Annotated in this window: 20 protein-coding genes and 1 pseudogene; 9 read left to right on the forward strand and 12 right to left on the reverse strand. The window is 59.5% G+C overall.

Annotated features, from left to right (window positions below):
* Nucleotides 1–39 precede the first annotated feature (39 nt).
* The 5 genes from AB4N80_RS11980 to AB4N80_RS12000 form a co-directional block, all read right to left on the reverse strand.
* Nucleotides 40–954 carry a glutamate/aspartate ABC transporter substrate-binding protein gene (locus AB4N80_RS11980; protein WP_122569360.1) on the reverse strand — a complete coding sequence of 305 codons (915 nt, stop codon included), beginning with the start codon at nt 952–954 and terminating at the stop codon, nt 40–42.
* Nucleotides 955–1,398: 444 nt separating this feature from the next.
* Nucleotides 1,399–2,937: a glycerol-3-phosphate dehydrogenase gene (gene glpD / locus AB4N80_RS11985; RefSeq protein WP_354336349.1), complete on the reverse strand. Its 1,539-nt coding sequence runs from the start codon at nt 2,935–2,937 to the stop codon at nt 1,399–1,401.
* A gap of 312 nt (nt 2,938–3,249) precedes the next feature.
* Entirely contained in the window at nt 3,250–4,005 is a 756-nt protein-coding gene (locus AB4N80_RS11990) for a DeoR/GlpR family transcriptional regulator (protein WP_003204973.1), read from the reverse strand.
* An 85-nt stretch (nt 4,006–4,090) separates the two neighbouring features.
* Nucleotides 4,091–5,596 carry a glycerol kinase GlpK gene (gene glpK / locus AB4N80_RS11995; RefSeq protein WP_122569358.1) on the reverse strand — a complete coding sequence of 502 codons (1,506 nt, stop codon included), beginning with the start codon at nt 5,594–5,596 and terminating at the stop codon, nt 4,091–4,093.
* A 92-nt stretch (nt 5,597–5,688) separates the two neighbouring features.
* Nucleotides 5,689–6,540: an MIP/aquaporin family protein gene (locus AB4N80_RS12000; protein ID WP_122569357.1), complete on the reverse strand. Its 852-nt coding sequence runs from the start codon at nt 6,538–6,540 to the stop codon at nt 5,689–5,691.
* A 321-nt stretch (nt 6,541–6,861) separates the two neighbouring features.
* Between AB4N80_RS12000 and ybaK the strand changes: the two genes are divergently transcribed.
* Together ybaK and AB4N80_RS12010 are read left to right on the forward strand one after the other, a co-directional pair.
* Nucleotides 6,862–7,332, forward strand: a complete 471-nt coding sequence (gene ybaK / locus AB4N80_RS12005; RefSeq protein WP_122569356.1) for a Cys-tRNA(Pro) deacylase — start codon at nt 6,862–6,864, stop codon at nt 7,330–7,332.
* Between the two features lie 171 nt (nt 7,333–7,503).
* A complete protein-coding gene (locus AB4N80_RS12010; protein WP_122569355.1) occupies nt 7,504–8,292 on the forward strand; it encodes a PhzF family phenazine biosynthesis protein in 789 nt (262 codons plus the stop codon).
* Nucleotides 8,293–8,398: 106 nt separating this feature from the next.
* On the opposite strand, the gene AB4N80_RS12015 is transcribed toward AB4N80_RS12010, so the two are convergent.
* A complete protein-coding gene (locus AB4N80_RS12015) occupies nt 8,399–9,508 on the reverse strand; it encodes an ABC transporter ATP-binding protein (protein WP_122569354.1) in 1,110 nt (369 codons plus the stop codon).
* Complete coding sequence (argF, locus tag AB4N80_RS12020; RefSeq protein ID WP_122569353.1) at nt 9,505–10,425, reverse strand: ornithine carbamoyltransferase; 921 nt, start codon at nt 10,423–10,425, stop codon at nt 9,505–9,507. The genes AB4N80_RS12015 and argF overlap by 4 nt, the downstream gene beginning before the upstream one ends.
* A gap of 402 nt (nt 10,426–10,827) precedes the next feature.
* Here argF and AB4N80_RS12025 point away from each other — a divergent pair, with 402 nt between their 5' ends.
* From AB4N80_RS12025 to grxD, 3 genes are all read left to right on the forward strand, one after another.
* A complete protein-coding gene (locus tag AB4N80_RS12025) occupies nt 10,828–11,115 on the forward strand; it encodes a hypothetical protein (RefSeq protein ID WP_122569352.1) in 288 nt (95 codons plus the stop codon).
* A 131-nt stretch (nt 11,116–11,246) separates the two neighbouring features.
* Complete coding sequence (locus AB4N80_RS12030) at nt 11,247–13,355, forward strand: molybdopterin oxidoreductase family protein (protein WP_460082148.1); 2,109 nt, start codon at nt 11,247–11,249, stop codon at nt 13,353–13,355.
* 89 nt (nt 13,356–13,444) lie between these two features.
* Complete coding sequence (gene grxD, locus AB4N80_RS12035; protein ID WP_003204956.1) at nt 13,445–13,786, forward strand: Grx4 family monothiol glutaredoxin; 342 nt, start codon at nt 13,445–13,447, stop codon at nt 13,784–13,786.
* A 230-nt stretch (nt 13,787–14,016) separates the two neighbouring features.
* On the opposite strand, the gene bfr is transcribed toward grxD, so the two are convergent.
* Both bfr and AB4N80_RS12045 read right to left on the reverse strand, forming a co-directional pair.
* The gene (gene bfr, locus AB4N80_RS12040) at nt 14,017–14,490 is read right to left on the reverse strand and encodes a bacterioferritin (protein WP_122569350.1); all 474 of its coding nucleotides are present in this window, start codon (nt 14,488–14,490) and stop codon (nt 14,017–14,019) included.
* A gap of 198 nt (nt 14,491–14,688) precedes the next feature.
* Entirely contained in the window at nt 14,689–14,907 is a 219-nt protein-coding gene (locus AB4N80_RS12045; RefSeq protein ID WP_003178704.1) for a bacterioferritin-associated ferredoxin, read from the reverse strand.
* 314 nt (nt 14,908–15,221) lie between these two features.
* On the opposite strand from AB4N80_RS12045, the gene AB4N80_RS12050 reads away from it, so the two are divergent.
* On the forward strand, nt 15,222–15,824 hold the full coding sequence (locus AB4N80_RS12050; RefSeq protein WP_122569349.1) for a peroxiredoxin: 603 nt from the start codon (nt 15,222–15,224) through the stop codon (nt 15,822–15,824).
* Between the two features lie 224 nt (nt 15,825–16,048).
* On the opposite strand, the gene rnt is transcribed toward AB4N80_RS12050, so the two are convergent.
* Nucleotides 16,049–16,726, reverse strand: coding sequence for a ribonuclease T (gene rnt / locus AB4N80_RS12055; protein ID WP_003204947.1), 678 nt, complete (start codon nt 16,724–16,726; stop codon nt 16,049–16,051).
* Complete coding sequence (gene pyrC / locus AB4N80_RS12060; protein WP_122569347.1) at nt 16,723–17,769, reverse strand: dihydroorotase; 1,047 nt, start codon at nt 17,767–17,769, stop codon at nt 16,723–16,725. Before pyrC ends, rnt begins: the two co-directional genes overlap by 4 nt.
* Before the next feature lie 192 nt (nt 17,770–17,961).
* Here pyrC and AB4N80_RS12065 point away from each other — a divergent pair, with 192 nt between their 5' ends.
* Together AB4N80_RS12065 and AB4N80_RS12070 are read left to right on the forward strand one after the other, a co-directional pair.
* Nucleotides 17,962–18,942 carry a flagellar protein MotY gene (locus tag AB4N80_RS12065; protein ID WP_122569346.1) on the forward strand — a complete coding sequence of 327 codons (981 nt, stop codon included), beginning with the start codon at nt 17,962–17,964 and terminating at the stop codon, nt 18,940–18,942.
* Nucleotides 18,943–19,069: 127 nt separating this feature from the next.
* Nucleotides 19,070–20,287 carry an argininosuccinate synthase gene (locus AB4N80_RS12070; RefSeq protein WP_003204943.1) on the forward strand — a complete coding sequence of 406 codons (1,218 nt, stop codon included), beginning with the start codon at nt 19,070–19,072 and terminating at the stop codon, nt 20,285–20,287.
* Between the two features lie 280 nt (nt 20,288–20,567).
* On the opposite strand, the pseudogene AB4N80_RS12075 reads toward AB4N80_RS12070, so the two are convergent.
* Nucleotides 20,568–20,858, reverse strand: a pseudogene (locus AB4N80_RS12075) (hypothetical protein); the annotation flags it as partial.
* A 467-nt stretch (nt 20,859–21,325) separates the two neighbouring features.
* Here AB4N80_RS12075 and AB4N80_RS12080 point away from each other — a divergent pair.
* Nucleotides 21,326–21,952, forward strand: coding sequence for a response regulator transcription factor (locus tag AB4N80_RS12080; RefSeq protein ID WP_053124532.1), 627 nt, complete (start codon nt 21,326–21,328; stop codon nt 21,950–21,952).
* Nucleotides 21,953–21,999: the final 47 nt, after the last annotated feature.

Raw genomic sequence — 21,999 nt, forward strand, 5'->3', positions numbered from 1 at the left:
AAGGGCCGGGCCCCTTCAGGAGATAAGGTTAGTCAGAAATCAGGATTTCTTGTCGTCAGCCGCTTTATCGGTCGGCTTGGCGATCAGTGCCTTGAGTTCTTCGCTCATCGGGAAGTTCAGGTTCAGGCCTTTTGGCGGGATTGGCTGCATGAACCATTTTTCGTAGATCTTGTTGATCTCGCCCGAAGCGTAGGTGGCCTTGATGGCGTCATCCACAGCCTTTTTGAACGGCTCGTCGCCCTTGCGCATCATGCAGCCGTAGATTTCGTAGGACTGTGGCGTACCGGTGACGGCCCAGTCGTCGGCTTTCTTGGCCTTGGCGGCTTCGCCGGCCAGCAGGGCGTCGTCCATCATGAACGCGACGGCACGGCCGCCTTCGAGCATCTGGAAGGATTCGCCATGGTCCTTGGCGGAGATAACGTTCATGCCCATTTGCTTGTCGGCGTTCATGGACTTGAGCAGGCGCTCGGACGTGGTGCCGGCGGTGGTCACGACGTTCTTGCCCTTGAGGTCGTCGAAATCCTTGTACTTGGAGTCTTTCTTGGACAGCAGGCGGGTGCCGATCTCGAAGATGCCCACGGAGAAGTCAACTTGCTGCTGACGCTCGACGTTGTTGGTGGTGGAGCCGCACTCCAGGTCCACGGTACCGTTCTGCACCAGCGGGATACGGGTTTGCGAGGTGACCAGGTTGTACTTGACCTGCAGGTTCGGCAGGTCCAGGTCCTTCTTGATCGCTTCGACGACTTTCAGTTGGATGTCGTGGGAGTAGCCGACCGGCTTGCCGGAAGCGTCCGCGATGTAGGAGAACGGAATGGAAGCGTCGCGATGCCCAAGCGTAATGACGCCGGACTCTTTGATCTTTTTCAGTGTGCCGGTCAGTTCGGCTGCGAAAACCGGAGTGCTGATCAGAGCGGCAGCAATGGCTGCGCCCAGGAGATGGGGAACGATACGCATCGATGTTTCCTCGACATTGTTTTTTTTATTTCGGCCGGTTCGTCGGCCCTGAGTACTTCGAAATGCCTGGCAGCTCCTGGTGTGTTGGCGTGCAGGCATTCGTCTCGAGGAGTGTAGAGCATGACTCGTGCCAGGCCAGGGCATCTTGGTTAACTTGTTGTTTTAACTGGTAATTAATGTTTTGTTTCAGGTTTTATGCGGAGGGCTTTATCCGGTTAGCCGAATTGACTGGCGGGTCGTGTTCGGAAAACCGAATGGCTTGAGCCCCACTCATTCCTGTGGGAGCGGGCTTGCTCGCGAAAGCGGTCTACCTGAGCCGACGATGTTGAATGTGCCGCCGCCTTCGCGAGCAAGCCCGCTCCCACAGGGCCTGTGGCGGATTCCAGATAGCAAAAAGCCCCTGAATCGCGGGATTCAGGGGCTTTGGGTTTTGCGGGATATCAGTCAGGCCGCTTCGATCTTGCGACGGTTGTGCTCGACCTTATCCAGGTACTGTTGCAGCTTCTCCTGTTCGGCCGCGGTGGTGAACAAACCCAGCTTGCTGCGGCGCCAGAGGATGTCCTGGGCGTCGACGGCCCATTCGTCGCTGCACAGATAATCGACTTCGCGGGTGTAGAGGCCGGCGCCGAGGTGTTCGCCCAGGTCGCCCAGGTCATGCACGCCTTCGAGCATGCGCCAGGTCCGGCTGCCATAGGTGGTGGCCCAGCGCCGGGCGATGTCGGTCGGCAGCCAGTCGAACTTGTCACGTAACGCCGAGCACAGCGCTTGCGGGGTGGTCATGTTTTCGCCGCCGGGGAGGGCTTCTATGGCGGTCCAGCTTCCGCGCATCTGCGTGAAGTAGGGAGCCAGTTGCGCCATGGCCGATTCTGCCAGTTTGCGATAAGTGGTCAGCTTGCCGCCGAACACCGACAGCAACGGGGCTTCTTCGCCGCCGCCCGACAGCGCCAGGGTGTAGTCCCGGGTCACGGCCGATGGGTTGTCGGATTCGTCGTTGCACAGCGGACGGACACCGGAATAGCTGTGCAGGATATCGTCGCGGCTGATCTGCTTCTTGAAGTGGGCGTTGACCACCTTCAGCAGATAATCGGTTTCACCTTCGGTAATCGCTACCTTGGCCGGATCGCCGGTGTATTCGCGATCCGTCGTACCGATCAGGGTGAACTGGTTCAGGTACGGAATGGTGAACACGATGCGCTGATCTTCGTTTTGCAGAATGTGCGCATGCTCGCCTTCGTAGAGTTTCGGCACGATCAGGTGGCTGCCCTGGATCAGGCGGATGCCGTAGGGCGACTCCAGCTTCAGGTCATCGCGAATGAACTTGGCGACCCACGGGCCGGCGGCGTTGACCAGCGCCTTGGCGCGGATCGAAAACAGGCTGCCGTCGGCACGTTCCAGGTGCAAGTGCCACAGGCCTTTGCTGCGACGAGCATTCACGCAACGGGTGCGAGTGTGGACATGCGCGCCTTTTTCCCGGGCAGCCATGGCGTTGAGCACCACCAGCCGCGCGTCGTCGACCCAGCAGTCGGAATATTCGAAACCTTTGGTGATCTCGCTTTTCAATGCGCTGTCGGCACCGAACTTCAAGCTTTTCGAGCCGGCGAGCTGTTCACGTTTGCCCAGGTGATCGTAGAGGAACAGGCCAGCGCGAATCATCCAGGCCGGGCGCAGGTGCGGGCGGTGGGGCAACACGAAGCGCATTTGCTTGACGATGTGCGGGGCCTTGGTCAGCAGCACCTCGCGTTCGGCCAGGGCTTCACGCACCAGGCGGAATTCATAATGTTCAAGGTAACGCAGGCCGCCATGGATCAGCTTGCTGCTGGCCGACGAGGTATGGCTGGCCAGGTCGTCCTTTTCGCAAAGGAACACCGAAAGACCGCGACCGGCAGCGTCCGCGGCAATCCCCACGCCATTGATACCGCCACCAATGACGGCGACGTCATAGATCTCGGCGAGAGGGGGCGTAGGCAAGGTAGAAGTGGGCATCGGCTGGCCTCGGGCTTTTTTCGTATATTTGAATTCGAACATAAATGTTCATTTGCGAAAATACTAGCCCATAAACAACGCAACAGCCAGTCGGCTTCGATTGAAAATACTGATCAAAGGAAGCAAAAAGGAAAATTTTCGAACACGAAGAGAGGTTGAAGTCGACGGGGGAGCAGTTGTGGCGAGGGAATTTGTGGGAGCAAAGCTTGCTCGCGAAACAGGTGCTTCGTACTTTGTAGAAACCGCGTCGTCTTCATCGCGGGCAAGCCTTGCTCCCACAGCCAGTCTTGCCACAGGGTATTGGAGGAGGCGTTAAACCACCTCCAGCCGAATCTTGTGCTGGCTCAGCAATTGCGCCAAGGCCGGCACCGGTTGCTGATCGGTCACCAGGCAGTCGATCAGGCTGATAGGCCCCAGGCGGACCATGGCGTTGCGCCCGAATTTACTGGAGTCCGCCGCCAACAGCACTTGTCGGGCGTTGGCGATGATCGCCTGGGAAACCCGCACTTCCTGGTAGTCGAAGTCCAGCAGACTACCGTCTTCATCGATCCCGCTGATGCCCACCAGGGCGAAGTCGACCTTGAACTGGTTGATGAAGTCGACGCTGGCCTGACCCACTACGCCGCCGTCACGTCGTACGTTGCCGCCGGCGATCAGGACTTCGAAGTCGTCCTTGGCACTGAGGATCGACGCCACATGCAGGTTGTTGGTGATGACCTTCAGATGGTTGTGATTGAGCAGCGCCCGGGCGATGGATTCGGTGGTGGTGCCGATGTTGATGAACAGCGAGGCGTGATCGGGGATCTGGGCGGCGATGGCTTCGGCGATGCGTTGCTTCTCGTCGCGCATCTGGTCGGCGCGCATGGCGTAGGCGGTGTTTTCCACGCTTGAATCGTAGGCGGCGCCGCCGTGATAGCGGCGCAGCAGGTTCACTTCCGCCAGTTGATTGATGTCGCGGCGGATGGTTTGCGGGGTGACGACGAATAACTGCGCCATTTCCTCGATGCTGACATAGCCGCGTTCGCGGACCAGTTCGAGGATTTGCTGCTGGCGGGGAGGCAGATTCATGGGGCTTCCTTTGGGCTGCCATACAAAATTTGCCCATGATGCCGCAGGAATCCACTCCCGACCAGTTACAGAACCTTATCCGGCTTTATTCAGCGTCTTCGTGGGGCTCCCAATCGCGGGTGCGGCTGACCGCTTTCTGCCAGCCGGCATAGAGTTTTTCTTTCGCTGCCTCGTCCAGTTGCGGTTCGAATTCGCGCTCGATCACCGCTTTGCCGCGCAGTTCCTCCAGGCTGCCCCAGAAGCCGCACGCCAGGCCGGCCAGGTACGCCGCACCCAGGGCCGTGGTTTCACGCATTTTCGGTCGCTCGACCTGGGTGCCGAGAATGTCGGCCTGGAACTGCATCAGGAAGTTGTTTGCCACCGCGCCACCGTCGACGCGCAGGGCCCTGAGGCGTTCACCCGAATCCTGTTGCATGGCGTCGAGGACGTCGCGGGTCTGGTAGGCAATCGACTCCAGGGCTGCGCGAATAATGTGATCGACCCGTACGCCACGGGTCAGGCCGAACAGCGCGCCGCGGGCATAGGGGTCCCAATACGGCGCGCCCAGGCCGGTGAAGGCGGGCACCAGGTACACGCCGTTGCTGTCCTTGACCTTGTTGGCAAAGTATTCGGTATCCAGGGCGTCGTTGATGATCTTCAGTTCATCGCGTAGCCATTGGACCGTGGAGCCGCCATTGAAGACGGCGCCTTCCAGGGCATAGGCCACTTCGCCACGGGGGCCGCAGGCGATGGTGGTGAGCATGCCGTGATTGGATTTGACGGCCTTTTTACCGGTGTTCATCAACAGGAAGCAGCCGGTGCCGTAGGTGTTTTTCGCCTGGCCCGGCTCCACGCACATCTGGCCGAACAGGGCGGCCTGCTGGTCGCCGGCGATGCCACCGATGGCGATGCCGCTCTTGGTGCGGCCATAGATTTGCGAGGACGATTTCACTTCGGGGAGCATTTCGCGGGGGATGTCGAGGATCTCGAGCATCTTGGCGTCCCATTCCAGGGAGTGGATGTTGAAGAGCATGGTGCGCGAGGCGTTGGTGTAGTCGGTGACGTGGACCTTGCCGCCGGTGAATTTCCAGATCAGCCAGCTATCGACCGTGCCGAACAGCAACTCACCGTTGCGCGCACGCTCGCGGCTGCCTTCGACGTTGTCCAGGATCCACTTGAGCTTGGTGCCGGAGAAGTACGGGTCGGTGACCAGGCCGGTGGTCTGGCTGATGTAGTGCTCGTGGCCGTCGCGCTTGAGCTGTTGGCAGATCTCGGTACTGCGCCGGCACTGCCAAACGATGGCGTTGTAGATCGGCCGGCCGGTGGTCTTGTCCCAGACCACGGTGGTTTCCCGCTGGTTGGTGATGCCGATGGCGGCGACCTGGTCGTGGTGCAGGCCGGCCTGGGCCAGGGCTTCGACCATGACCGCGCTCTGGGTGGCGAAGATTTCCATCGGGTCGTGTTCGACCCAGCCGGCCTGCGGGTAATGCTGGGCGAATTCGCGTTGGGCGGTGCAGACCACGTTGGCATCACGGTCGAAGATGATTGCCCGCGAGCTGGTCGTACCCTGGTCGAGGGCAATGATGTAGTTCTTGTTCTGGATATCGGTCATGTCGATTGCCTCGGGTCTTTCATAAAGGGAGACGTAAATAAGGAAAGAAGCCACGGCGCAGGCCGCAATGGCAGGAGCCTGCGCCGACTGTTTCAGGACGTTCTGGGCTTGCCATCAATGGCCGGTTTTGCATCCTTTGTAGCAGTTATGGCGCTGGGCAGGTGGCGGGCAATCAACCCACGATAAGCCGCAGCACCGAGGCATGCACCCACGATAGGGGCAAAAATCGGAACCAGGAAGTACGGGATGTCGCGTCCACCCGTGAGGGAAATTTCACCCCAGCCTGCGAAGAAAGTCATCAGTTTAGGACCGAAGTCCCGCGCCGGGTTCATCGCAAAGCCCGTCAGCGGCCCCATGGAGCTGCCGATCACGGCAATCAGCAGGCCGATCAGCAAAGGCGCCAGTGGGCCACGGGGCAAGCCATTGTTGTCATCGGTCAGGGACATGATCACGCCCATCAGGATGGCGGTGATGATCGCTTCCACGAGGAAGGCCTGGCCAGTGGACAGTGCCGCGTGCGGGTAGGTGGAGAACACCGAGGCCAATTCGAGGCTCGCTTCGGTGCCGCGAATCATGTGCCGGGACTGTTCGAAATCGAAGAATAGATTGCTGTACAGCGTATAGACCAGGAGAGCGCCGCAGAAGGCGCCGGTCACTTGGGAAATGATGTAGAAAGGCAGTTTGCGCTTTTCGAAGTCAGTGAACAGGCACAGGGCGATGCTGACGGCGGGGTTGAGGTGGGCTCCGGAAACGCCTGCGCTCAGGTAGATTGCCATGCTGACGCCGACGCCCCAGATGAGGCTGATTTCCCACAAGCCGAAACTCGCACCCGCGACCTTGAGCGCCGCAACGCAGCCGGTGCCGAAAAAGATCAGCAGGCCCGTTCCCAGGAACTCGGCCAGGCATTGGCTGGACAGGGACGGCTGTTGTAAAGCAATTGTCATTCAAACCTCGGTTTTTGTTTTTTTGCAGCGCGCTCGATACAGCTCGATTGCGCGACCTCCACCGAGGCAGGATCCCCATCCTGATCTCGGGTTGCAGCTTGAGACATGCAATGTGACTTTCAGTTTCGAAAAAATATAGACAAGAAACGCTGGTGTCAAAGGTCGAAAGTGAACCACTGGTCACATTTCAACTATTCGCAGTGTGAATGACTCTCCCGTTGCCGGCGCGTCACCGGTGCTGGCAGCGCAGTCCCGAAGCCTTTTCACAGGCGATGGCTTAGAATCCGCTCACTCTTTTTGATTTCCTTGTCAGGAGCGGTCATGACACCCGCGTTGGATCTGCTTAAGAAAGTGCGCGCCGAACATCGCATCCACAGTTATGAACACGATCCCAAGGCTGCGTCCTATGGCTTGGAGGCGGCGGAAAAGCTCGGGCTGGATCCGGCGCAGGTGTTCAAGACACTGTTGGCGGCCAGTGAAAAAGGTGAGTTGTTGGTGGCGGTAGTGCCTGTGGCCGGGAGCCTGGATTTGAAAGGCCTGGCCCATGCCGCCGGTGTGAAGAAAGTCGAGATGGCCGACCCGGCCGCCGCGCAGCGTTCGACCGGTTATTTGCTCGGCGGTATCAGCCCGCTGGGGCAGAAGAAGCGCCTGCGCACTTTTATCGACAGCTCCGCACAGCCACTCGCCACCCTGTTCGTCAGTGCAGGAAGGCGCGGGTTGGAAGTCGAGTTGGCGCCTTCGGTATTGAAGGAGCACACCGGAGCGGTGTTTGCTGATATCGGGCGGGCTTGATAGCAGGGTGGCTGCGCGCAGCCAAGCGGGAGCAAGCTCCCTCGCCACAGGGGCATAAGGCCTGGTCAGTGTTTTTATCCGGCGCTGTAGGGTGAAAATTCTGCTGATCTGTCACTGGATAAGCCGTGCCGCTGCACTGCATGCTGGCGCATCAAAAAAAGGAGAAGTGCCATGCAGCTTGCGTTTCATCAGGTCGATGCGTTCAGTGACCGGCCGTTCGGCGGTAACCCGGCGATGGTCTATCGGCTCGACGGCTGGCTGGCCGACGACTTGATGCAGAAGATCGCCGCCGAACATAACCTGGCTGAAACCGCGTTCCTGGTACGTGAAGGCCAGCATTGGCATATCCGCTGGTTCACCCCCACCACCGAAGTGCCGCTGTGTGGACACGCCACACTGGCCAGCGCTTATGTGCTGTTCGAGGTCTATCACGAAACCGTCGAGCGCCTGGATTTCATCTGCCGGTCCGGTTCGTTGAGCGTGACACGTGAAGGTGATCGGCTGTGGCTGGATTTTCCGGCCGTCGTGCCGGCCGAGTTGGGCGCCTCCCTGGCAGTGCAGAGTGCCTTGGGCGTCGAAGCGGTGGATGTGCTGAGTTCCAACGAACTGTTCGTGGTGCTGGAGTCGGAGCAGGCAGTGCTCGATTGCAAGCCGGACATGGCGGCCTTGGCGAAACTGCCCTGGCCCGGCGCTATCGTCACCGCGCCGGGGAGCAAGCATGATTTTGTCTCGCGCTATTTTGCCCCGGCGATCGGCATCAACGAAGACCCGGTGACCGGCTCGACCCATTGCAGCCTGATTCCCTATTGGTCCAAGCGCCTGGGCAAGCACGGACTGACGGCTTATCAATGCTCGGCCAGGGGCGGGGCGTTGTTTTGCCGGTTGGAGGGGGAGCGGGTGAAGATTGGCGGGAATGCGACGTTGGTGGCCAGTGGGACGTTGATGCTGGGGGCACACTGACCTTTTGTGGGAGCGGGCTTGCTCGCGAAGGCGGTGTGTCAGCCACATTGAGTTGAATGTGCTGCCCTCTTCGCGAGCAAGCCCGCTCCCACAGTGGATCGTGTTATCAGCTGGCGGTGCTGTAACGCCGCACGCCGCTGTCCACCGGCGGGAGGTGCGCCGCGGTGCTGCCTGAGGCCTGGAACAACACCAGGTGTTCAGCTGCCACGCGGATGCCGACACTGTCCCCGACCTGATGGTCGGCATGGCTGGGGAAGATCGATTCCAGTTGCGCGCCGGTGGGCAGTTGCAGGCGATACAAGGTTGAAGCACCCAGGAAAGTCTTGCCAACGATGCTGGCGGTGAGCGGGCTGTCCGGTGCGTAGACGATATCGTCTGGTCGCAGCAGCACGTCCACCGCACCGCCGATGGGCCAGGTGTAGGCCCGGTTGCCACGCAGGATGCCCAGCTCGGTCTGTACCGATTCCGGGCTATCGAGCTGGCCGCGAATGAAGTAACCCTGACCAACGAAACTGGCGACGAATGGCGTCAGCGGTTCGTGATACAGGTTGTAGGGCGTGTCCCACTGTTCCAGGCGACCTTCCCTGAATACGCCGACATGGTCACTCACGGCGAAGGCTTCTTCCTGATCGTGGGTGACCAGGATCGCGCTGGTGCCGCGGGCCTTGAGGATGTCCCGCACTTCATGGCTGAGCTTGCGGCGCAGCTCTCCATCGAGGTTGGAAAATGGCTCATCGAGCAACAGCAACTGCGGCTCCGGCGCCAATGCACGGGCCAGGGCCACGCGCTGCTGTTGGCCGCCGGACAGTTCATGGGGAAAACGCTTGCCCAGGTGTTTCAGGTTGACCAGTTCCAGCAATTCTTCGACGACGCGGTCCTTGTTCGGATGTTTGCGAATGCCAAAGGCAATGTTCTGGGCCACGCTCAGGTGGGGGAACAGGGCGTAGTCCTGGAACACCATGCCGATGCGGCGTTTTTCCGGGGCGAGGGTGAAACCGGCGCGGGAGATGGTTTCCCCGGCCAGTTGGATCTCACCCTCGTGCACCGGTTCGAAGCCGGCAATGGCGCGCAAGGTCGTGGTCTTGCCGCACCCGGACGAACCGAGCAGGCAACCGATATCACCGGCATTGAGGTGCAGGTTCAGGTTCTGCACGACCCGTTGATCCTGATAACCGCAGGCCAGGTTGTGCAAGTTCAGCAGCAGGGCGTGGCTCATGCGTGGTGATACGCCGGCTCGACCAGGAATTCGAGCAAGGCCTTTTGCGCATGCAGGCGATTCTCGGCCTGGTCCCAGGCTACCGAACGCGGGTCATCCAGCAGGTCCATGCTGATCTCCTCGCCACGGTGGGCCGGCAGGCAGTGCATGAACAGCACCTCGGCATCCGCCAGGTCGAGCAGGGCCCGGTTGACCTGCAGTGGCGCGAACAACTTGAGGCGCCTGGCGGTTTCTTCTTCCTGGCCCATGGAGGTCCAGACGTCGGTGCTCACCAGGTGCGCACCGGCCACGGCCTGTTTCGGGTCACGGACGATGGACACCCGGTCTCCGGCCTTGGCCAGCAACTCGGCATTGGGGTCAAAACCTTCGGGGCAGGCAATGCGCAACTGGAAGTCGAACTGCATCGCCGCTTCTATATAGCTGTTGCACATGTTGTTGCCATCGCCGATCCAGGCCACGGTCTTGCCTTGGATCGAGCCACGGTGCTCGAGGAAGGTCTGCATGTCGGCCAGCAACTGGCAGGGGTGCAGGTCGTCGGACAGGCCGTTGATCACCGGTACGCGGGAATGAGCCGCGAACTCGGTCAGGGTGCTGTGGGCAAAGGTACGGATCATCATCGCGTCCAGCATGCTCGACATAACGATGGCGCAATCGCTGATGGGTTCGCCACGGCCCAGTTGGGTGTCGCGGGGCGACAGGAAGATCGCCTGGCCGCCCAGCTGGATCATGCCGGCTTCGAAAGAGATGCGCGTGCGGGTCGATGACTTCTCGAAGATCATCCCCAACACGCGGTTTTTCAAGGGCTCGAACAGTACGCCGCGGTTACGCAGGTCCTTGAGCTCCACGCCTCGACGGATCACGCCGAGCAACTCATCGGGCGTGAAATCCATCAGGGAGAGAAAGTGCCTTGCGCTCATGATTGACTACCTTTTGTAACTGACCGCAGATGCTCAAAGCCTTGTTTAATGAAAAAACGGGCGAGACCTGCGGCAAAAGCCGCACGGGGCGACGAAATAGGGGAAGGCGCGATCTTATAATTAAATGTCGCGTCTTACCAATAGGGCTACGGTTTTTGGGGATTTCAGCGAAGCCATCACGCGAATGCGATGGCGCATTTGAGGCCGGTTTCCTGACAGCAGCAGCCCATTTGTACACTGGCGTTGCTCAGCTTGGCAATCAAGCGCAGCGGGCGCGCAGTGGCGGAGGGTCGGTTTATCCCGTGTCAGCCGATCTTTGCGCCTGTCTGCTGGCGACTGTGAAACATTTCCTAATGCAAAGGCCTGGGTTATAAATGAGCCTCAGCGGCACAGGAGCCCGAAATGGATTCGAAAGAGCAACAATTGATGGAATTGCTGGGGCTGACCGCACGCTCGCTGACGCATCTGACAGCTTCGGTGACGTCCATGTCATTCGAATTGCTGCGCAGCGATGACGAAGTGACCAAGGCCGCCGGCCGCCGGATGATCGATCGCATGGCCACGATCAGCAGCGGCCTGGACGAGCATTGGCGATTGATTGGCGAGCTGACCGGTGTCCCCATTACCCAGGAGCAGGTGGAAACCGTCGAGGAAATCCAACTGCTGGCACCGCCTATCGACCAGCCTTGACGGCATGTCATCGGTGGGCCTGATGCCCGGCGATTCACAGGACGAACGTCGCTGGCGCTGCCGGGAATCACGCGCCATAGTTTTGTTCCCGCGGCCGAAAGTGCCCGCCACGAATAAAACAGAGACTGGCCATGACCAAGACTCTCCACCACCGTGCGTGCCATCTGTGTGAAGCCATCTGTGGCTTGACCCTCGAAACCACCGAAACCGACGGCCAGGGCCTGGCGATCACCTCGATCAAGGGCGATGCGCTGGACACCTTCAGTCGCGGTCACATCTGCCCCAAAGCGGTGGCCCTGCAAGATATCCAGAACGATCCAGATCGCCTGCGCCACCCCATGCAGCGCATTGGCAACGAATGGCACCCCATCGCCTGGGACGATGCCTTTGCGTTGGTGGCCGAGCGCCTGGCGGATATCCAGGCGCGCCACGGCCAGAACGCGGTGGCGGTCTACCAGGGCAACCCCAGCGTGCATAACTATGGGCTGATGACCCACAGCAATTATTTCCTGGGCCTGTTGAAGACCCGCAGCCGTTTCTCGGCGACCTCGGTGGACCAACTGCCCCATCACCTGACCAGCCACCTGATGTACGGCCACGGTTTGCTCCTGCCGATTCCGGATATCGACCACACCGACTTCATGCTGATCCTGGGTGGCAACCCATTGGTCTCCAACGGCAGCATCATGACCGTGCCAGATGTGGAGAAGCGCCTCAAGGCGATCCAGGCCCGGGGCGGCAAAGTGGTGGTGGTCGATCCGCGCCGCAGCGAAACGGCGGCCATTGCCGACCAGCATGTCTTTGTACGCCCGGGTGGCGATGCCGCGCTGCTGTTTGGCTTGCTCAACACCCTGTTCAGCGAGGGCCTGACCCGTGACAGCCATCTGCCGGTGGACGGCCTGGACGAGGTGCGCGCGGCCGTAGCTTCTTTCACGGCGCAAGCGATGAGCCCGCTCTGTGCGGTGCCGGCAGCGCAGATCCGGCAATTGGCCCGAGACTTCGCCGCCGCGCCGTCAGCGGTGTGCTACGGGCGCATGGGGGTGTCGACCCAGGCGTTCGGCACGCTCTGCCACTGGCTGATCCAGGTGATCAACCTGGTGACCGGCAATCTTGATCGAGTGGGCGGTGCTTTGTGCACCGAGCCGGCGGTGGATCTGGTAGCCACCACCTCGGGCGGGCATTTCAATCGCTGGCAGAGCCGGGTGTCCGGGCGTCCCGAGTACGCAGGGGAGCTGCCGGTGTCGGCCCTGGCCGAGGAGATGCTGACCGAGGGCGAAGGCCAGATTCGTGCGCTGGTCACCGTGGCCGGCAACCCGGTGCTGTCGACACCCAACGGGCGGCAGTTGGAGCAAGCCCTGGATGGGTTGGAGTTCATGGTCAGTGTCGATTTGTACATCAACGAAACCACCCGTTACGCCGACCTGATCCTGCCCTCGACCTCGGCCCTGGAAAACGATCACTACGACACCACGTTCAACCTGTTCGCGGTGCGCAACGTGACCCGCTTCAACCGGGCGATCCTGCCCAAGCCTGAGGGGGCGCTGCACGATTGGGAAATTTTCGTCGGCCTGGCCAAGGCCTTTGCTGCCCGGACCGGTAAGGAACTCAAGCCGACCATGCCGCCGGCGCAGATGATCGACTTTGGTCTGCGCAACGGGGCGTATGGCGACGCCTCGCCGCACAAGCTGTCCCTGGCGACCTTGTTCGACCATCCCCATGGCGTCGACCTCGGCGCACTCAAGCCCAACCTGGCTCCGCGCCTGAAAACCGAAAACCAGCGGGTACAGGCCGCGCCGGCGGTGATTCTCGCCGACCTGGCGCGTTTTGCCGCGTTGCAGGCGCCAGAACCGGATGAGCTGCTGATGATTGGCCGCCGCCATGTGCGCAGCAATAACTCCTGGATGCATAACTTCCATCGGCTGGTGAAGGGCAAGCCGCGTCATCAATTGCTGATGCACCCGGACGACCTCGCCTCTCGCGGTCTTGCCGACGGGCAGCGGGTGACGGTCAGTTCGCGAGTGGGGGCCATCGAAGTCGAGGTGCTGGGCAGCCTGGACATGATGAAAGGCGTGGTCAGCTTGCCCCACGGCTGGGGTCATGCCCGGCCGGGCGTGCAGATGACCATTGCCAGCGGACAGCCAGGCTCCAGCGCCAATGACCTGACCGATGATCGCCAGCTCGACGAGTTGTCCGGCAACGCGGCGCTCAACGGTGTACCGGTGAAGGTGGCGGCTGCGTAAAATTGTCTCTGAGCAGCACGTTCTGCTTTCCGTTACAATGCGCCACCGTGTCGACAACTGACGTCGCAAAGTTTAAGCCGAGGTGCTCCGTGGATATCATCGAAACGATTAAAGACCAGATTGCCAACAACACCATCCTGCTTTACATGAAAGGCTCGCCGAACGCACCACAGTGCGGCTTCTCGGCCAAGGCCGCTCAGGCTGTGATGGCGTGTGGCGAGAAGTTTGCCTACGTGGACATCCTGCAGAACCCGGAAATCCGCGCCAACCTGCCCAAGTACGCCAACTGGCCAACCTTCCCGCAACTGTGGGTGGGCGGCGAGCTGATCGGCGGTAGCGACATCATGACCGAGATGGCCGCTGACGGCTCTCTGCAGGCCACGATCAAGGAAGCGGTAGAAAAAGCTGCGGCGAACAAGACTGAAGCCTGATTCATGGAAGTCTGTTCACCCCATAGGTTGTGGTGAACACGAAACCTTGTGGGAGCGAGCTTGCTCGCGATCGCGGTGTGTCAGTCAGCAGTTTTTTACCTGAACCACCGCTATCGCGAGCAAGCTCGCTCCCACAGTGGTTTTGGGTAGGGCCTGGGGAAAACAGGTAATAAAAAGCCCCGCCTCTCGAAAGAGGGCGGGGCTTTTTAGTGGCTTGCTTACGGGGAAGGTTACTCTTCACCCATCTGCGATTGCAGGTAGTTCTCAAGACCAACTTTGTCGATCAGGCCCAGTTGGGTTTCCAGCCAGTCGATGTGCTCTTCCTCGGATTCGAGGATGTCTTCCAGCAGTTCACGGCTGCCGAAGTCGCCAACGCTTTCGCAATGGGCGATGGCGGCCTTCAGGTCGGCGTGGCCGGTGCGCTCGATGCGCAGGTCGCACTCAAGCATTTCCTTGGTGTGTTCGCCGATGTGCAGCTTGCCCAGGTCCTGGACGTTCGGCAGGCCTTCGAGAAACAGGATGCGCTTGATCAGCTTGTCCGCGTGTTTCATCTCGTCGATGGACTCGTGGTACTCGTGCTTGCCCAGCTTGTTCAGGCCCCAATCCTCGTACATGCGCGCATGCAGGAAGTATTGGTTGATCGCGACCAGCTCATTGGCAAGGATCTTGTTGAGATGCTGGATGACTGTAATGTCGCCTTTCATGATGAGGCCTGCCCTGTAATAGCTGTGTATAGGGCGGAGTTTGAGCCGCGTATTTATCGGTGTCAAACCTAAGTTATTGAATAATAAATGAAAATTAATCGGAATAAGAATGTTTGTGTTCCGCGTCTGTAAGCTAAGCATTTGATTTACAGGCATAAAAAAACCGGACATTGAGTCCGGTTCCTTGAAAAGCTGTCTTTACGCGGCCGTAAATTCTACCGGGTAGGGGATCGAGGCCTGTGCCGTTTGCACTTTGGCGAGGGTTTCACGCACCACTTCCTTGGCCAGGCAGGCACATTTGCCGCATTGGCTGGCTACGCCGGTGGCCTGGCGGACTTCGCGATAGCTGCAGCAACCTTCATAGATCGCTTCGCGGATTTGTCCGTCGGTGACGCCAGTGCAGAGGCATACATACATAAGTGAGAACCGTCGCTGGTTGTGACTCAATTGAGACGGATCTTAATGTTAACGAGAATGATTGTCAAAGTGGTTTCTCAACGTCTTGCGCCAGAGCGATGCCAGGCTGACGAACGGTTTCTTTCCAGATAACGAAGGTGGAACGTAGCGGGGCGGGGAATTTTCGATACCACCGAAAAACGGTTGAAGACAGCCCAAATCCGCGGTGTATGATGGTCGGCCCTTGCAAGCGGGTTCGTGTCACAGGGCTGTCGCCTGAGGGTGGCAGGCTGGCCCGGACCTTGTTTTCACGCTATTACATCAGGAGATATCCAATGAGCGTACTCGTAGGCAAACAAGCCCCAGACTTTACCGTTCCAGCCGTCCTCGGCAACGGCGAAATCGTCGACAGCTTCACCCTGTCCTCGGCCATCAAAGGCAAATACGGCCTGGTGTTCTTCTATCCGCTGGACTTCACCTTCGTCTGCCCGTCCGAGCTGATCGCACTGGATCACCGCATGGATGATTTCAAGGCGCGCAACGTTGAAGTGGTTGCTGTTTCGATCGACTCGCACTTCACTCACAACGCCTGGCGCAACACCCCGATCAACAATGGCGGTATCGGTCAGGTGAAATACACCATGGCTGCCGACATGAAGCACGAAATCGCCAAGGCCTATGACGTTGAGTCCGAAGGCGGCGTGGCCTTCCGTGGCGCGTTCCTGATCGACGACAAGGGCGTTGTCCGTTCGCAGATCATCAACGACCTGCCGCTGGGCCGTAACATGGAAGAGCTGATCCGTCTGGTCGACGCGCTGCAATTCCACGAAGAGCACGGCGAAGTCTGCCCGGCCAACTGGAAAAAAGGCGACAAGGGCATGAACGCATCGCCTGAAGGCGTGGCTGCTTACCTGAGCGAGAACGGCGACAAGCTGTAAGCGCACCCAGGCATAAAAAAAACCGGCCCTCGATGGGCCGGTTTTTTTATGGGTGTTTCAAGCAGATCATCTGCTGAAACACAGCACCCTGTGGCGAGGGGATTTATCTGTGGGAGCAAGGCTTGCCCGCGATGGCGGCGATGCGGTCTTCCAAAAAAACAGTCGCCTGTGTCGCGAGCAAGCTTTGCTCCCACAGAGTGGCGCCGCCACAATGGCTCTGCTCTTTAGTCGTCGAAATCCTGCCAGCCGCCCATCTCTTTCCACCGGTTGACGATGCCGCAGAACAGCTCGGCGGTCTTCTCGGTGTCGTAGCGGGCCGAGTGGGCTTCACGGCCATCGAAATCGATGTCGGCCGCCTGGCACGCCTTGGCCAGGACGGTCTGGCCATACGCCAGGCCAGCCAGGGTCGCGGTGTCGAAGCTGGAGAACGGGTGGAACGGGTTGCGCTTCATGTCCAGGCGCGCGACGGCGGCGTTGAGGAAGCCCAGGTCGAAGCTGCTGTTGTGTCCAACCAGGATCGCCCGCTTGCAACCGTTGGCCTTGAGCGCCTTGCGCACGCCACGGAAGATGTCGGTCAGGGCCGTTTCTTCGCTGACCGCCATGCGCAACGGGTGATCGAGCTTGATCCCGGTGAATTCCAGGGCTGCGGCTTCGACGTTGGCGCCTTCGAACGGTTCGACCCGGAAGAAATAGGTGTGGTCAGGGAACACAAAGCCTTTTTCGTCCATGCCGATGGTGGTCGCGGCGATTTCCAGCAAGGCGTCGGTGGCGGAATTGAAACCACCGGTTTCTACATCGACGACCACCGGCAGGTAGCCACGGAACCGCGCGGCCATGGGGTGACGGGCACCGCCCGAACCACCGTTGCCGTCCAGTTCGTCGTCGAAATGATCTTCACTCACGCGTTTTCCTCCAGCAGGCGCCAGCGCAGTTTTTCACCGGCGCGCAGCGGGATGACGGTCTGCTCGCCGAAGGGCAGGCTGACGGGGGCGGTCCATTCGTCACGGACCAGGGTAATACGATCGGTGTTCACCGGCAGGCCATAGAAACTCGGGCCGTGCAGGCTGGCGAAGCCTTCGAGCTTGTCCAGCGCGTCGCGCTGCTCGAACGCCTCGGCGTACATCTCGATGGCGGCATAGGCGGTGTAGCAGCCGGCGCAACCGCAGGCCGCTTCCTTGGCGTGCTGGGCGTGGGGCGCCGAGTCGGTGCCGAGGAAAAACTTGGCGCTACCGCTGGTTGCGGCGTCCAGCAAGGCTTCCTGATGGGTATTGCGCTTGAGGATCGGCAGGCAATAGAAGTGCGGCCGGATCCCGCCCACCAGCATGTGGTTGCGGTTGTACAGCAGGTGATGGGCGGTGATGGTCGCGCCGACGTTGGCCGGGGCCTCGTTGACGAACTGCACGGCATCGCCGGTGGTGATGTGTTCGAACACCACCTTGAGGGTCGGGAAACGTTCCACGACGCGGCGCATGTGCTCGTCGATGAAGATCTTCTCGCGGTCGAACACGTCGACGTCGCCCCGGGTGACTTCACCATGGATCAACAACGGCATGCCGACTTCGGCCATGGCCTCCAGCGCCGGGAAAATCTTGTCGATGCTGGTGACACCGGAATCGGAGTTGGTGGTCGCGCCGGCGGGGTACAGCTTGGCAGCATGGACAAAACCGCTGGCCTTGGCGTCGCGAATCTCTTCGGGCTGGGTGCGGTCGGTGAGGTAAAGCACCATCAGCGGTTCGAAGCGGCTGCCAGCCGGGCGCGCGGCGAGGATCCGCTGGCGATAGCCATCGGCTTCGGCGGCGTTGCGCACGGGCGGAACCAGGTTAGGCATGATGATTGCGCGCCCGAAGGTGCGCGCGACATCGGCGACGGTATGGGTCAACACAGCACCATCGCGAAGATGAATATGCCAGTCGTCGGGACGCAGCAGGGTCAGGCGGTCGGACATTGGGGGGCTTCCAGGCGGGTCAAACTCTGGGGAATGCTACCGGAAAAGACCGATTCAGGCACCCGCTATCAAGTTCTGCCACAACTTACCGATAGCTCCTACAGGTGTGCCACGAATCCGTGCAGTGCCCCGGACAGGCGTCATGCCCTCAAGCATGCGTCGATCTTTGTATAAAAGTCAGTGGAGCCTCCCGTGCGCCAGCGTTATCTAGCCTTGCTCAGTGTGTTTGCCAGCCTTCCCGCCATGGCGCTCACTTTCCAGACCCGTCTGGAGAGCATTGAGTGGACGGTCGAAGGCGACAAGTTCGAGTGCCGGCTGAGCCAGCCGATCACCGATTTCGGCAGCGGCGAATTCGTGCGCCGGGCGGGCGAACAGGCCACTTTCCGCCTCAAGAGCCATAACCCGATGCTGGGCGGCGGTTCTGCCACGTTGTTGGCGGCCGCCGCACCGTGGCAACCGGGGCGCGGCGACATTAACCTGGGGTCGGTCAGGATCGGCAGTGGCGACGTGTTGTTCAACAGCTCCCAGGTTCAGGCCGGGCGCTTGATCAGTGGGCTGATGGAGGGTCGCAGCCCTGTGGTGCGGCGTAACACCGAGGATGGACGGGTTTCGGAAGTCCGATTGTTGCCGGTGCGCTTCAATAAGGCCTTTAGTGACTATCAAGGCTGCGTGGCGAAACTGTTACCAAAGAATTTCGAGCAGATTAAGCAAACTCAAATCGGTTTCCCCGGCGAAGGGGTCGAGCTCGATGCTCAGGCCAAGGCCCAGTTGCAGGTGATGCTCGACTTCATCAAGGCCGACCCGAGCGTCAATCGTGTCGAGCTCGACGGTCACTCTGACAATAGCGGCAACCGCCTGACCAACCGTGAGCTGTCGCGCCGCCGGGCCCTGGCGGTCCAGGACTTCTTCAAGGCCAATGGTTTTCAGGAGTCACAGATCACACTGCGGTTCCATGGCGAGCGTTATCCCCTGGTGTCCAATACCAACGCCGCCAACCGGGCCAAGAACCGTCGCGTGGTCGTGCGCCTGGAGCGTGGGGCGCCGGGTGAAGCTCCGGCACCAGCACCGCAGCCAGCGCCCGCTGCGGCTCCAGCCAAGGTCCCGGCGCCGACTGCCGCGCCGGCCAAGGCACCGATCTCCACACCCGCTTCCACCGCTGCGCGGACGTCCTGAGCCGGATTGGTCGTCGCGCGCTCGACATAATCTGTCGCTTCGTCGTCATAAGCTGTCGCGCCCCTGTAAATTATCCGCGCTGGACGTTAGACTTCCCGGCTTTCCGTACAACCCGTGGAGTGATGGCATGGCGGACGTAAACAAGGTCGTTCTGGCGTATTCCGGCGGCCTGGACACTTCGGTGATCCTCAAGTGGCTGCAGGACACTTATAACTGCGAAGTGGTGACCTTCACCGCAGACCTGGGGCAGGGCGAAGAAGTCGAACCTGCACGCGCCAAGGCTCAGGCCATGGGCGTCAAAGAGATCTACATCGATGACCTGCGCGAAGAGTTCGTCCGCGACTTCGTGTTCCCGATGTTCCGCGCCAACACCGTTTATGAAGGCGAGTACCTGCTGGGTACGTCCATCGCCCGTCCGTTGATCGCCAAGCGCCTGATCGAAATCGCCAACGAAACCGGCGCTGACGCCATTTCCCACGGCGCCACCGGCAAAGGCAACGACCAGGTGCGTTTCGAGCTGGGCGCCTACGCCCTCAAGCCGGGCGTGAAAGTCATTGCACCGTGGCGTGAATGGGACCTGTTGTCCCGTGAAAAACTGATGGACTACGCCGAGAAGCACGCGATCCCGATCGAGCGCCACGGCAAGAAGAAATCCCCGTACTCGATGGATGCCAACCTGCTGCACATCTCCTATGAAGGTGGCGTGCTGGAAGACACCTGGACCGAGCACGAAGAAGACATGTGGCGTTGGACCGTCTCCCCGGAGAAGGCCCCAGACACCCCGCAATACCTGGAGCTGACCTATCGCAATGGCGATATCGTCGCGCTGGACGGCGTGGAAATGAGCCCGGCCACCGTGCTGGCGACCCTGAACCGCATCGGCGGCGAACACGGCATCGGTCGCCTGGACATCGTCGAGAACCGTTATGTCGGCATGAAGTCCCGCGGCTGCTATGAAACCCCGGGGGGCACCATCATGCTGCGCGCCCACCGGGCGATCGAATCGATCACCCTGGACCGCGAAGTGGCCCACCTCAAGGACGAGTTGATGCCCAAGTACGCCAGCCTGATCTACACCGGCTACTGGTGGAGCCCTGAGCGTCTGATGCTGCAGCAAATGATCGACGCCTCCCAGGCTCATGTGAATGGCGTGGTACGCCTGAAGCTGTACAAGGGCAACGTGATCGTCACCGGGCGTAAGTCCGACGAGTCGCTGTTCGATGCCAACATCGCGACCTTCGAAGAAGACGGCGGTGCCTACAACCAGGCCGACGCGGCCGGCTTCATCAAGCTCAACGCCCTGCGCATGCGCATCGCGGCGAACAAGGGTCGCAAGCTGTTCTGATCCTGGCTATAAAAAAAACGGCCTGCCTTGAGCAGGCCGTTTTTTTTTACCCCCTTTTTACGCGTGCCGCAGCGTTGTACCTGATGGCTCATTCATCCTGCCCGTGGGCTGCAAGGTCTGCCTGGTTGTAGATGACGTACACGACGATGCCGACGTGCTTCAAATGCTCCGATCGACAAGTCTCGATCAAACGCTGGGATTGGCTGCATAAGATACAAAGGGCGTCCGGCGATTCACGCCTGTGTCGATGAAGGCATATCAGCAGCCGTGGGTCCTTGCCTGTCCGGCGCAGCATTCGTTTACGCCGGCCGGTCGCGTCATCCATGGTCTTTATGAAGTGCTTGCTCTTGCGAAAATCAGAAGGTGAATACAAGGAACGATAATTGAAGTTGAGCGTGATGAAAAAAAGCAGCAATAGATAAAACGGAAAGCTGATCAGGAACCAAAGGTAATACTCACGATCCTGGTCATCCAGGAAAGGCAGGGAAATCGCCGCGGAAGTTTCGGATAAAGTTGCGAATATGGCGATAAGGGTCATAGGGTTGGTGATGGTTTTCAAAGGTTTGTTCATGGTTAATGCTCATGGAATATTCATGCTCGGTGAGTAGGTTGAAAAAGAGTGTCGGTGGTTAATAAGGGGCCGATGCAGCTGTCAGGAGCGCTAATATTTAATATCAGCTATCCGAGTGTCTTTTATATATGAATTCCTATTGCTGAAGTGAAGTACGGCCGTTTTAACAGTAAATAATTCGGTTACTCTTTATGAGTAAAGAGCATTTCGATGGCCGGTCCGCAGACAGGTGGCGCGGTGAAAGGGTGCATTATTCATAGAGGTAGCGGATTGTTAAAGGTGGTCAGTCCATCTCTGTGAAAAATTCAGGACACATTTTTCCCCGCGGAATTTGTAGGAATTTTCTGTATAGCTTGTAGGTTCTGTCTCTCGGTGCGAGCGGTCAGGGGGGAGCGGCATGCCAAGGTAGAAATGACTAGGCTATTGTGCGTGCTCTAAAAATTCGAACAGCGAAGTTGGATTTGCCCATGAATAAAGTGCTGATCGTGGATGATCATCCCGTCATTCGTCTTGCTGTACGTTTGCTGATGGAGCGTCATGGTTATGAGGTCGTTGCCGAAACCGACAACGGCGTCGATGCGTTACAACTTGCTCGTGAACTTATGCCCGATATCGTCATTCTCGATATCGGTATTCCGAAACTGGACGGGTTGGAGGTCATTGCCCGTTTGACGGCCATCCCTTCGTCAATGAAGGTGTTGGTGCTGACTTCTCAGGCGCCTGGACATTTTTCGATGCGCTGCATGCAGACAGGGGCGGCCGGGTATGTCTGCAAGCAACAGGACCTTACCGAGTTATTGAGTGCTATCAAGGCTGTTCTGTCCGGTTACAGTTACTTTCCGAACCAGGCACTGCATACGGTGCGATCAAGTCTGGGTAACGCCAGTGAGTCCGATATGGTCGATCGGTTATCGGGGCGGGAGATGATGGTCTTGCAGCAACTGGCGCGCGGCAAGACCAACAAGGAAATCGCCGATGGAATGTTCTTGAGCAACAAGACCGTCAGTACTTACAAGACTCGTCTGTTATTGAAGCTCAATGCCCGTTCGCTGGTCGACCTGATCGAGCTGGCGCAGCGCAATGGGTTGGTGTGAGGCTTCTGTCACGCGTACTCAGTAAAAAGCCTCCATCAGGGAGGCTT

The sequence above is a fragment of the Pseudomonas sp. H3_A02 genome, assembly GCF_054671965.1.